The organism is Portibacter lacus (assembly GCF_021533215.1).
GTDB classification, from domain to species: Bacteria; Bacteroidota; Bacteroidia; order Chitinophagales; family Saprospiraceae; genus Portibacter; species Portibacter lacus.
Genome location: NZ_JAJNKA010000007.1, coordinates 26,091 through 38,784, shown reverse-complemented (window position 1 = coordinate 38,784; position 12,694 = coordinate 26,091). Strand labels below are relative to the sequence as shown.

The window sequence follows — 12,694 nt, the reverse complement described above, 5'->3', positions numbered from 1 at the left end:
CCAGATTATGAAACGAAAATCATTTATAAAAAACATTATAGCAGCCTCAACAATTATAACAATGGATGGATTTTCTACCTTAGCTAATGCGATGAACACAAATAATAATATGAAAAACAAGTCAAGCGAATTTGCCTCTTTCGGTGCAATTCACCTGAATAATACAAGTATTCAAAAATCTACCTTATTCTGGACGGAAGTCGTCGGCATGAAGTTGCGCTACTCCTCGGAGCATCTCGCTGAATTCGGAACAGAAAGCAAAACACTTGTCGTCGTTCACCAATCCGCTAATAGGCCATATATAAAAGGATATAGCGGGCTCTACCACTTTGCTATTCACGCGCCCAACATCGAAGCATTCGCAAGTATGATTCAGAGATTACATAAACACAAATATCCCTACTCACCGGTGGATCACACCATGTCTAAGTCCGTGTATTTAGATGATCCCGATGGAATCAACATTGAGTTTACTTTAGAAACTCCAGAACGCTTTAAAAGGGTAGTGAGTGACAGAGGACTTAGAATAGAAGGCAGTGATGGAATTATTCGCTCTGCATCTGAAAGACTTGATGTTTCCGAAATATTAAGTGGGTTGGAAAATGACGTTTTACCAGAATCCATATCTGATGGATCCTACATAGGCCATATTCATCTCTATGCGAATAATGTGCAGCAATCCAATGCTTTCTACCTTCGATTAGGATTTATTCAATTCAACCATTATCCGCAATTCATGTACGCAGACCTGGGCGCTGGAGGAGATTACCAACATCGTATCGTCATGAATTCATGGCATGGTCAGAATAGACCAATCGCTCCTGCTGATAGTGCAGGCCTAAGATTTTACCAAATTGAATTTAAAGATCGTGATAGACTTGATAAATCTATAGCGCATCTTACGGAATTTGACAAGCAAGACGATGGATATTGGTTAAAAGATCCTACCGGTAATAAAATATTCCTAACCTGAAATTTCTAGGCTCATTAAATCATTCCTGTTTTAAGTTATAATCTTCATCTTTTGATTAAAATCAACTTTACAAAACTATATTATATCCGTTTAAAAAAATCGATTTGTCCCTTTAAGTAAAGAACAGATCGTTAAAAACAAAAAATGTAGTTGAAATGAAAAGGAGAACACCCTAGAACTGCTTATTATTTTTTTATTGTCTCCATATATTGTTTAGCTCTCTAATTTTTAATTCACTTAAACCTTTTATTTCTATCTCTGTATATAAAGAAGAAGGAAAGAATAGCTCTGTAAATACATTTTGTCCATTATCCAAGAAAATCTCTATAGATGAATGATCAATATATGCATGCATAGATACCACGTCATTCTTCGATATCCTTTCGGTTGTTGGTATACCAGCAAAATCTGGCGAAAAACTTGTGTCCCCTGATTTGCTTCTATCAAATGAAAAGTTACCGTCTTTATAAGAAAATACTACTTGCTCATCCACACTATTGCTTAACGAAATTGAAAATCCATCCAACTGGGCTGAAGTGCCCTTAATTTCATATATACCACTTTCAGGAACCTTAGCAATATCTTCTACAATTTTCCATTCATCCGCAGCAAGTCGCTCTAATTCTTTAATTGGTTCACCTACAAGTCGAGGAATTCCATCAACATGATTGATAGACAAACTCCAAGGTATGGTCATGGCACTTCTCCATTTCTCAGTAGGCACAACTTGCGCATATGACCAATTGCTTAACCATCCTAAAAATATTCTACGTCCATCTGATTCTGGAACATCTGACCATGTAACTCCTGCGTAATTGTCTCTCCCTGCATCTAGCCAAACTGAACCTGATCTCGCGGCTGAGGCGACTTGATCTGCAAATGTGATTTCATCAATTAGGATATGTCCCCAGCTGCCTTCATACTGATCAACTATTTCAATCTGGGCTTCCTGGCCTATATAAGCTGTTACATCCCATCCAGTCCATAACAATTGTTCACTATTCTTGCCCTCTGTTTGTCTAACAACGTTTCCATCGATTAACAAACTGATATAAGTTCTTCCTCGATGATTACCACCACCTATTAAAAAATTAATGGCTTTATTCGAAACGGTGAATGGCTTTGATTTAATTTTACCTGTGGCTTGATCACCTCCAACAAACGAATTAGCCAATCTTTTTCCAGTAAATCCACTAACTTCCATCTGACTTCCCAAACTTCCATTTGCTGTGCTTTCGCCAAATGCATCTCCTTCGATAGTCCAATTTTCGTAACCATTTTCAAATGATTCAAACACAACTCCTTCTGGTACAATAGCATCTTCGTGTGCCAACAACTTCATAAACTGTTCATCTACCGTAAATTGAACACCATCAAATTGTCCAATAAAATATTGAGTTCCAGACCCACCATTCGGATTTCCTGGGTTCATATTCTCAATTAATACCCAGTATTCCTTTCCATTATCTGATTTCATTGGAAATAAATCTGGACATTCCCAAACACCATCGTGGCTGCCCAGCTCTTTTCCAAACTCACTTAAATATGTCCAGTCCTTTAAATTTGGTGAGCCATAAAATTTTAGATGATCTAAAGCCGCAACAGCCATTATCCATTGTTTGCTATCCTTATGCCAGATCACTTTTGGGTCTCTGAAATCTCTAACTCCAGGATTTCCTATTACTGGATTACCTTCGTATTTTGTCCAAGACCTTCCTTTATCATTGCTATAAGCAATACCTTGTGTTTGATAGTCATCTCTTCCTGAACGCTCACCTTCCATATCGTGATAACTAAAAATAGCAACTAGTGGAGGATTACCTTCCACTCCAAATCCAGTGGTATTATCCCAATCCACCACTGCACTTCCGCTAAATATTAGTCCATGCTCATCTGGAAAAAGAGCAATTGGCAGATGTTCCCAATGCACTAAATCCTCACTAATAGCGTGCCCCCAATGCATTGGGCCCCATACAGTAGAATCAGGATAATATTGATAGAAAAGGTGGTATTCGCCTTCATAATATACCATTCCATTCGGATCATTCATCCAATTTTCTTCTGGAGAAAAATGAAATTGAGGACGATGTTGTTCGGTGTAATATTTTTCGCTTGTAGTTAAGTCTTTAGTATTATCTTTACAGCTCCACAACGAAATAACAAGTGAACAAACTACTATTTTTAAAATGTTGTATTTCATTATTTATTTTTTTTATATTTCTCATTATAATTTTAGATCATTCTCAATTTCACTAGCTAGCAGTCAAGTTGTTGAGCGTCCATATTTTTTTTGTGCCAAAAAGCCTACATCAATTATTGCTTTTTTGAATATTGTTGTCTTACAATCTAGAAAGAGAGCATTCAAATTTTCCGTTCTATTAAAAGCGAAGCGTTTTATTATATCAGTTGCCCAAGAAATAGCAGGGATTAAATATTTATGTTGACGAAACATCATATTTTCACGACCCTTCGAACAAGAAAATAAGCAAAGTCCAACTATAACTATTATAAAGAGATTATTAATCTTCCTCATTTCTATAAATATATCCATTAGTTTAGTTAAGATATAAAATATAAGCTTGATTCCACATTCTACTTCTGAAATTCATTGATTTCTAATAAGATGAAGTTTAAATAGTCCTTGGTTTATCTGGTCAAAAACCTCTGTTTACGTTTTCTTAAAAATCACATAAAGCATATTATTAAACCTACGATCACGGTTGTTTCTTAATGTACTCATCAAATTACACATACAAGACTTTAACCATGCGGATAAATCTTTAAACTTTGAATGACAGCAATTTCCTTGACGAAGATTCTTTCATTTTTCTAGGTCAATGTTTTAATGGTCAGCCACATAGAACATTCATTTTTATCGATCCAGATTTAGAATTTCCATTGCTTACTCTATTCTAATGCAACTTAGCTTTCGAACTCACCTAAAAAAAGACTTGCAACCTCTAAAACAATTAACTATCTTTCCGATAACTGAATGTCACTTACTTCACTTTTATTAAAGTCTATATTTTATATGGATAAATTATTACGTGAAATATTACAAAACAAACATGATCACAGAAAGACTAAACACAATTCTCGTTATTAAGAATTGGAAACATTCAGTATTCACAGTCAACACTAGAAATTTTTTATTAGGTCTAACGTTGGTACTTACTTTTTATACTCAAGCAATTATTGCTCAACCCTTTTCTAAAGACAGGGTAATCATTCTTACAGATATAGAAGCAGATCCTGACGATACCCAATCATTAGTTAGATTATTATTGTATTCGAACCAGATCGATATTAAGGGAATAATTGCAACAACTTCTTGTTGGCTTACTTCTGATGTCCATCCTGAATCCATAGAAAAAGTTATCGATGCCTATGCTGAGATCCAACCCAATCTACTTAAACATGAATCCGGTTTTCCTGATGCGAAAACTTTATCAAGTCTAATCAAAGTTGGGCTTCCTAAATACGGTATGTCTGGAGTGGGAGAGGGTATGGATTCTGAAGGATCAGATTGGATTATAAAAGTACTAGAAGAGGAAGATGAACGCCCATTATGGATTTCTACCTGGGGAGGAGTTAACACGCTTGCACAAGCCTTACATAAAATCAAGGCAAGTAAATCAGCAAGCGAAGCAAGCAGGCTGATTTCTAAAATTAGAGTATACACGATATCTGACCAAGATGATAGTGGAATTTGGATTAGAGATAATTTTCCAAACCTTTTTTACATCGTAAGTCCTGGAGATCACTACGGAAGTGCCACCTGGACGGGTATTAATACTTATGTGAAAAACATAGACAATACCACGATTAGCAACACATGGATCGCAGAAAATATTCAGCAGAATCACGGTCCACTTGGAGCCATTTACCCAGATGTGGCTTGGGGAGTCGAAGGTGATACTCCTGCATTTCTATCGTTAATTCCGAATGGACTGAACGCATCAGAACACCCAGAATGGGGAGGATGGGGCGGTCGATATGAATTATACAAACCCGACTTCTCGAAAACTAAAAGCGGTAATTCTAGAGTAAATATTGCACCAGAAACAAGAGCAATTTGGACGAATGCTACAGATAAATATACACCTTATGTGCATAGTGATTATGGTAGAAACTTCAAACGCGATTCTATAACATTTGAAAATGATAAAGTAACATTGTGGCGATGGAGAGACGATTTCCAAAACGATTTCGCCGCACGAATCGATTGGTGTTTTAAATCTTTTGAAGAAGCGAATCATCCTCCCGTTCCAGCATTAATGCACGATGATCATCTCACCGTTAAATCGGGAAAAGGCTTCACGTTAGACGCGTTTAACACCACTGATCCTGATGGTGATAGTTTTAGTTTTCTTTGGTTTAACTATCCTGAAGCAGGTACCTATAAAAACGAAATCAAAGTTAATGGTGCTGAAAATGTTCATATGGCATATTTCACTGCTCCTAAAGTAGATCAGAAAGAAACGGCTCACTTTATAGTAAAAATAACAGATCGAGGTCAACCGCGATTAACAAGATATAAAAGAGTTATTGTAACCATATTGCCTTAATAAATACGCTTCCTAATATGACTAGATTAATACTAGTTGGGTTCATATTTATTATCATGTCTTGTATTCAGAACGATAAGAACTCACTCAACTTAAAGCCAAGAATCCTAATCAGCACTGACATTGGTGGAACAGATCCAGATGACAATCAGTCTTTGATTCATTTTTTAATGTACAGTAACATTTTCGAAACAGAAGGGCTTATTTCTTCACCGTCCTACGGCAAGGGCGCAAAGGAAGATATAATAGAAATGATAGATTTATATGAAAAGGATTTACCAAGTTTACGAAAACATGCATCCGATTTTCCAACACCTGAATACCTAAGATCAATTAGTAAACAGGGTAGAAGAGGGACTGCATCATATCGAGGCTACCAGTCTAAAACCGAAGGTTCTGAGTGGATTATACAATGTGCTAAAAAAGAAAGTTCACAACCACTTTGGGTTCTGGTTTGGGGCGGGCTAGATGATCTTGCTCAAGCACTTCATGATGCACCAGAAATAAAAGATGCTATTAAAGTTTATTGGATAGGAGGTCCCAATAAAAAATGGAGCACCAACAGTTATGCCTATTTAGTCGAAAACTTTCCCGACCTCTGGATGATTGAAGCCAATGCAACTTATCGCGGATTCTTTTCTAATTCCATAGCACCAGATAGCCTAAAAAATGAGAACTACTACGACCATTTTGTGAATGAGGCCGGAAACATGGGAAAGGCATTTAAAAACTATTACAAAGGTCATATTAAAATGGGAGATACGCCATCTCTATTGTATGTAATGAATGGAGAATTGGATAATCCATTAAGTGAGAGCTGGGGCGGAAGCTTTGAACAAATTCATCAAAGCCCTCGCTATATTTTTAACGAAAAAACCACGCTATCCGATACCGTCTCCGTTTATTCAATCGTAGAATACCATCTATCTGGACCGGAGATTAATATTTCACCTGATTCTGCTTGCTTTAGGATGACAGTGCACGCTGGTGTAGGTAAACAAATATGGCCAGGATTTTATCTAGGAAATGGAAAATATGGCATTAGGTATGCTCCCAAGAAAGCAGAAACACTCACTTATGAGATAACCTCAGAAATAGAAGGCTTTCCAGAAACAAGTGGTCAATTAATAGTAGAAAATACTTGGCCAGGAGAATCAAAAGATTCAGACTATCACCTAGGACCTAATTGGTATTCTGATCTAACTGACCCATCATTATTTGACAATGGATGGCAAGGTGCAAAGACCGTCTTAAAATGGAGAAATGCAATATTATTGGATTGGGCAATTCGTTGGACATGGCTCTAACATTGACCTAAAAAAAATTAAATAACAGACAACCTATTAAAATGCAAAAACAATTTATCCTTTTCATCGTATTCCTCGTTTTTGCAGGAAGATCCTTTACACAGACCGAGGTATCGAAAACACGCGTAATTGTTACTTCTGATGGAGAAATAGACGATGAATGTTCTATGGTTCGCTTTTTATTATATGCCAATGAATGGGATATAGAAGGCATCGTAACCTCCAGTTCACAATACCATTGGCACGGACACCGATGGGCAGGTGATGATTGGTTAGATGCTTATGCTGAAGTTTATCCGAATCTAATCAAACATAGTAAAGAATATCCATCGCCAGAATACCTAGCATCGGTTTCCTTTCTGGGGAATGTTGCCACTGAAGGAGAAATGGATTCGATCACTCCTGGCTCACAGCACATTGCTAAAGTCCTGATGGATGAATCCGACAGCAGACCGATCTGGCTACAAGCTTGGGGAGGTACGAATACCATTGCACGAGCATTAAAAACGATACAAGAAACACATCCAGAAAAGATGGAAAACGTAGCTAGCAAACTTCGTTTTTTCTTTATCTGGGAGCAAGATTCTACATATCAGTCCTATATTCGACCACATTGGGGAAAGTATAATATTCCAACCATCGTCTGCGACCAATTCTGGGCCATCGCCTACCAATGGGACAAAGTGATGCCTGAAGACAAAGTAAATTACTTTAGAAGTGACTGGATGAAATCGAATATCTTAGAAAATCATGGCGCATTAGGTGCACTTTACAAAGCTCATGAAAAAGATGACAATAGAGGATTTAATAAAGGTGAATATAAAAACAAAGGTGATTTCAGATCAGAAGGAGATTCTCCCGCATTTATCCACTTAATCAATACGGGACTTCGAAGCAATGAATCACCTGATTATGGCGGGTGGGGTGGTCGTTATGTCCATGTTCGAGAGAACACTTACCTTGATCCCGTTCCAAAAGCAAATTATAAATATCCACCCGGTCGTTGGTACACAGGAACAGCCTGGGGGAGAAACTATATGCGTAATACCTATCCAGACCAAACTCCATTAATGAATGAATATTTCAGACAAATTACAAGATGGGCAGATGTCCTGCAAAATGATTTCGCATCTAGAGCCGACTGGTGTATCCTATCCTACGAAGAAGCCAATCATCCGCCTGTGGTTAGACTTAACAATGCCTCAAATATAACCGCTAAGCCAGGAAGCAAAATAGAATTAAGCGCTGAAGGTAGTTTTGATCCAGATGGAGATGCTCTGACTTACACTTGGTGGAGATATCATGAAGCAGATCATTATGATGGCGACATTAAGCTTTCTCAAGCTGATTCGATTAACGCATCTCTTTTACTTCCCACAGAAATTAATAAAGAAACAACGATTCATATTATTTGTGAAGTAAAAGATAATGGCTTACCACAATTAACCAGGTATCAAAGAGTAATCATCACGGTTGTTCCTTAATGTTTTTAGAATGTATAATCTCACATTTCAGTTGAATAAATAATTTCAATTATTAATAAGAGATATAAGCTATCTACTCAATTAAAATACTAATTTTGCAATTATCGATCAATAGAAAACTAGTGATCACTAACACCATGAATGCCATTGCATCTTAAAAACTGATAATGAATAAAGAGTTCATCCCAAAACTTTTTACGTTACTAAAAGCAGGGATAAGCAAAAAGCAAATTTCAAAAGACATATCTTCAGGAGTAATCGTAGGAATCGTCGCACTTCCTTTAGCGATAGCATTCGCAATTGCCTCTGGTGTTTCTCCAGAAAAAGGATTAATTACAGCAATTATAGCGGGTGTCGTTATTTCTGTTTTTGGAGGTAGTAGAGTACAGATCGGCGGACCTACAGGAGCGTTTATTGTGATCGTTTATGGTATTGTGCAAGAATACGGAGTTAATGGATTAACCCTTGCTACTTTTATGGCAGGTTTTATCATCATCGGTTTTGGTCTTGCGCGATTAGGAAACTTGTTAAAATTTATTCCCTATTCTTTGATTGTGGGTTTCACGAGTGGAATCGCACTCATTATCTTTTCCTCTCAGGTCAATGATTTCTTAGGACTTCAGATTAAAAATGTACCAGCCGAGTTTGTAGAAAAGTGGAAGTTATACTTTGAGTCAGCGGCCAATGTGAATTGGTATGCCATAATTATCAGTGTCTTGACAGTCATAACGACCATATACTTTCAGAAAATCACCAAAAAATTACCTGGATCCATCGTTGCCATTTTGCTGGCTACACTCGCAGTTTACTTCTTTGATATACCTGTGGATACTATAGAAACCAACTTTGGAGAAATCCCAAATAAGCTAAGTCTTCCATCACTTCCTACCTTTGATTTCGAAACCATAAAGTCATTAATGGGTCCAGCGCTAGCCATCGCCTTACTTGGCTCGATAGAATCATTGCTTTCAGCTGTTGTTTCTGATGGAATGATCGGTGGAAAACACCGTTCTAATATAGAACTCATTGCTCAAGGTGGAGCTAATATTGCATCTGCACTTTTCGGCGGAATTCCAGCAACTGGTGCTATTGCTAGAACAGCAACTAATGTGAAAAATGGAGGTAGAACACCGATTGCTGGTATTGTGCATGCCATCGTTTTAGTTTCTATTATGCTTTTATTTGCTCCGTATGCTAAGCTGATTCCGATGTCTTGCCTTGCTGGAATCTTAGTGGTTGTGGCCTATAATATGAGCGAATGGCGCCAGTTCAAGTCCTTGCTCAAGGGAAATAGAATGGATATCATTATCCTTTTAACTACTTTTTTTCTTACGGTATTCTTTGATCTAGTGATTGCGATAGAAGTGGGCATCGTTCTTTCTAGTTTTATGTTTATGAAGCGAATGAGCGAATCTCTGAATGTGGAGACTCATACCATCGAAGACTTAAATGAGGATAACCTATTTGATGAAGAAATAAGCGACCTACCTAAAGGAGTTACACTATATGAAATTAATGGACCGCTATTTTTTGGCGCTGCTAGACAATTTCAAGAAACTTTGATGAATACCAATATTAAACCGAAAGCAATCATCATTAGAATGCGTTATGTTCCCTTGATCGATGCAACAGGATATCAAAGTTTAAAAGAAATAATTGCCGCATATAAAGCAAGAAAAGTTCACATTATCCTATCAGGAGTGAACAGTAACTTATTAGTAGATTTTGAGAAAAATGGCGTCTTCGATTTAATAAATAAAGACTCCATCTTTTTCGACATTAAAGATGCCATTCAACTTAGTAAGGAGATCATTTAATTTACCAATCTCAATGTCGTCCGATCTTTTAAACTTATAGATTCCTATTGCTATTTCACAATGCTTATAGCTTTTGCATTTCGATTTATCTTTTTTTGCATACCCTTAGTCGATTAATTAGATAAAGGAGGTGTTTTTCCGCACCATAGCATTTTCTTTGCGTTATTAATAATATGCAAGAAACAAAAGTCCCAAATAAAGTTAAATGTATTAGAGTCCTAATCTTCTTCACCATCGCAACCATTATTTCGAATATTTTTCGATTTGATATTTTTAATATAGAAACTTCACTGGATAACTTACCAACTTGGATTTCTATCATGATCAAGGTTCTACTCGAAGGCAGCGGTGTCTTCATTGGTGCTGTTATTGCATTGTCGCTTTATCGTAAAAGCAATAGATCAGAAATAACGCTTTTCGGAACGTCTATATCTAAGAGTTTGGTCATGTTAATCATTCCTATAATCATTTTGACAATTATAGGCGTGCGAAACGAATATGGTCTAAATTCACATATCTATGGATTCATAGCAATAATCAGCACCTTGCTTTACTGCATAATGGAGGAATATGGTTGGCGAGGATATCTACAGCAAGAACTAAATTCATTAAGCTCTTGGCAAAAATATCTAATCATCGGTACTGTCTGGTATCTGTGGCATTTAACTTTCTTAACAAAAGCTAGCTTAGGCGACAATCTATTCTTTCTAGCGATGATGATCTTAGGCAGCTGGGGAATCGGACAAGTGGTGGAATCGACCAAGTCAATTATTGCCGGAGCTTGTTTTCATTTAATTATTCAGATCATGATGTTTAATGCCTTGATAAAGAATGGAATAACGAGCACTGAAAAATTAATCATTCTAGGTGTATCTGTAGTATTATGGTATATCATTGTCAAGAAGTGGGAGAAGGAAAATGTAGCGATAACTACATCCGAATTGTAGATAATAACAACTCCAAAATCACAGAATCTCTTACATCTTCTGTCGATATAAGAGCTTGCATTTGACTTAAAGATCATCACAAATGAAAAAGCCGAAATCATAAGAAAAGGAATGGATTATTTTCCTAGCGAATTTGAGATTATTCAATTCAATGCACCAAGCAAAAATTGATTCTAAACATTGCTCTCAGTGATCTAGATCAGGTAGTTAAATTCAGCCATGACGTAACTTACAGACCATGATGGATATTGTAAAATTGACCGAAACGAATATAGAAGATGAACACATTTGTTGTGCAATAAGTGATAAGAAATGCAACGCAGGTTATGAACAGAAAAAAAGCTGGTTAAAAACTGAATTCAAAAATGGCTATACCTTTAAAAAGCTGGATGTCAGGGGAAAAGTTTTTATTGAATATGTTCCCATCGAGCACTCTTGGTTACCGATTGATGGTCAGAACTTTATGGTGATCAATTGTTTTTGGGTTTCAGGTCAATTTAAGGGTCAAGGAAATGGAAAAAGGTTACTCCAGCAATGCATTACTGATGCAAAAAATATGGATGGTATCATTGCTATTTCTAGTGATAAGAAAAGACCCTTTATGTCAGATCCAAAGTTCCTAAAATATCAAGGTTTCGAGATCATAGATGAAGCTCCACCTTATTTTAAACTTTGGGGGCTCAAGCTTAACCCCGATTCAACCTATCCGAGAATAAAGCCCACCGCTAAATCTGGAACTTGTCCAGACAAAGAAGGTATTACAGCTTATTATTCGAATACTTGTCCTTTTACTGATTTTTATACCAACCAACGATTAAGAGCGTATGCTGAAGAGAAGAATGTTCCATTGACAATCAATTTATTAAAAAACAAAATGGATGGTCAAAACATGCCTATTCCATGGATTATCAATAGCGTTTTCTACAAAGGTGAATTGGTAACATTGGAAATGAAATCAGAAAGACATCTCGAAAAAGTGATCGCTTCTTCCTAGCCACGCGATAACATTGACAATAAATAAAAACTCTCCAAGGATATATCTAAGGTTCCTTTCACTTCATAAGCATAACCTTTATTATATTTAAGTTTTCCATTTAATTATCAGGAATTGGAATTTATAGAAAAACGGAGGGACGGATACATCATCTCTACAGATCACAGGAAATTGGAAATTCAACTTATCCATCAATTTTTATCCAATGAGTCTGGATGGGCTAATGGAATTCCTATTGAAACACTTCAAAAATCTATCGAAAACGGCCTTAATTTTGGACTTTATGATAACGGGAAGCAAATAGGCTTTGCAAGAGTGATTTCAGATTATGCAACGATTGCTTACCTAGGTGATGTTTTCGTTCTCCAAGAATATAGAGGAAAAGGATTAAGTAAATGGTTGATGAAAGAAGTCATGGAACATCCTAATCTTCAGGGATTAAGACGATGGATATTGCTTACGGATACTGCAGCTTGGCTTTATAAGAAATATGGATTCACGGAGGTCGAACGGCCAGATATTTATATGGAAAAACACAATCCTAAAGTATATTCTAAAACAGAGCCACAATAACTCAGCATTTCTCCAAAAAAACTTATACTTA

10 protein-coding genes are annotated in these 12,694 nt (G+C 36.6%); 8 read left to right on the top strand and 2 right to left on the bottom strand.

The window, feature by feature from the left end:
* Positions 1-7 precede the first annotated feature (7 nt).
* The gene (locus L2586_RS13125) at positions 8-973 is read left to right on the top strand and encodes a VOC family protein (RefSeq protein ID WP_235293366.1); all 966 of its coding nucleotides are present in this window, start codon (positions 8-10) and stop codon (positions 971-973) included.
* A 193-nt stretch (positions 974-1,166) separates the two neighbouring features.
* Here L2586_RS13125 and L2586_RS24675 read toward each other — a convergent pair whose 3' ends face one another.
* Together L2586_RS24675 and L2586_RS13110 are read right to left on the bottom strand one after the other, a co-directional pair.
* Entirely contained in the window at positions 1,167-3,173 is a 2,007-nt protein-coding gene (locus tag L2586_RS24675) for a glycoside hydrolase family 32 protein (protein ID WP_284284764.1), read from the bottom strand.
* 63 nt (positions 3,174-3,236) lie between these two features.
* Positions 3,237-3,524: a hypothetical protein gene (locus tag L2586_RS13110; protein WP_235293365.1), complete on the bottom strand. Its 288-nt coding sequence runs from the start codon at positions 3,522-3,524 to the stop codon at positions 3,237-3,239.
* A 496-nt stretch (positions 3,525-4,020) separates the two neighbouring features.
* Between L2586_RS13110 and L2586_RS13105 the strand changes: the two genes are divergently transcribed.
* From L2586_RS13105 to L2586_RS13075, 7 genes are all read left to right on the top strand, one after another.
* Positions 4,021-5,541: a DUF1593 domain-containing protein gene (locus L2586_RS13105; RefSeq protein ID WP_235293364.1), complete on the top strand. Its 1,521-nt coding sequence runs from the start codon at positions 4,021-4,023 to the stop codon at positions 5,539-5,541.
* A gap of 17 nt (positions 5,542-5,558) precedes the next feature.
* Positions 5,559-6,848: a nucleoside hydrolase-like domain-containing protein gene (locus L2586_RS13100; protein WP_235293363.1), complete on the top strand. Its 1,290-nt coding sequence runs from the start codon at positions 5,559-5,561 to the stop codon at positions 6,846-6,848.
* A 41-nt stretch (positions 6,849-6,889) separates the two neighbouring features.
* Positions 6,890-8,332, top strand: coding sequence for a DUF1593 domain-containing protein (locus tag L2586_RS13095; RefSeq protein ID WP_235293362.1), 1,443 nt, complete (start codon positions 6,890-6,892; stop codon positions 8,330-8,332).
* Positions 8,333-8,499: 167 nt separating this feature from the next.
* Complete coding sequence (locus L2586_RS13090; protein ID WP_235293361.1) at positions 8,500-10,149, top strand: SulP family inorganic anion transporter; 1,650 nt, start codon at positions 8,500-8,502, stop codon at positions 10,147-10,149.
* 173 nt (positions 10,150-10,322) lie between these two features.
* The gene (locus L2586_RS13085) at positions 10,323-11,096 is read left to right on the top strand and encodes a CPBP family intramembrane glutamic endopeptidase (RefSeq protein ID WP_235293360.1); all 774 of its coding nucleotides are present in this window, start codon (positions 10,323-10,325) and stop codon (positions 11,094-11,096) included.
* 238 nt (positions 11,097-11,334) lie between these two features.
* Entirely contained in the window at positions 11,335-12,090 is a 756-nt protein-coding gene (locus L2586_RS13080; RefSeq protein ID WP_235293359.1) for a GNAT family N-acetyltransferase, read from the top strand.
* Between the two features lie 114 nt (positions 12,091-12,204).
* Positions 12,205-12,663, top strand: a complete 459-nt coding sequence (locus L2586_RS13075) for a GNAT family N-acetyltransferase (protein ID WP_235293358.1) — start codon at positions 12,205-12,207, stop codon at positions 12,661-12,663.
* Positions 12,664-12,694: the final 31 nt, after the last annotated feature.

Coding starts and splice junctions, on each gene's coding strand:
- L2586_RS13125 (WP_235293366.1), top strand. CDS start 8: ATGAAACGAAAATCATTTATAAAAAACATTATAGCAGCCTCAACAATT.
- L2586_RS24675 (WP_284284764.1), bottom strand. CDS start 3,173: ATGAAATACAACATTTTAAAAATAGTAGTTTGTTCACTTGTTATTTCG.
- L2586_RS13110 (WP_235293365.1), bottom strand. CDS start 3,524: ATGGATATATTTATAGAAATGAGGAAGATTAATAATCTCTTTATAATA.
- L2586_RS13100 (WP_235293363.1), top strand. CDS start 5,559: ATGACTAGATTAATACTAGTTGGGTTCATATTTATTATCATGTCTTGT.
- L2586_RS13095 (WP_235293362.1), top strand. CDS start 6,890: ATGCAAAAACAATTTATCCTTTTCATCGTATTCCTCGTTTTTGCAGGA.
- L2586_RS13090 (WP_235293361.1), top strand. CDS start 8,500: ATGAATAAAGAGTTCATCCCAAAACTTTTTACGTTACTAAAAGCAGGG.
- L2586_RS13085 (WP_235293360.1), top strand. CDS start 10,323: ATGCAAGAAACAAAAGTCCCAAATAAAGTTAAATGTATTAGAGTCCTA.
- L2586_RS13080 (WP_235293359.1), top strand. CDS start 11,335: ATGATGGATATTGTAAAATTGACCGAAACGAATATAGAAGATGAACAC.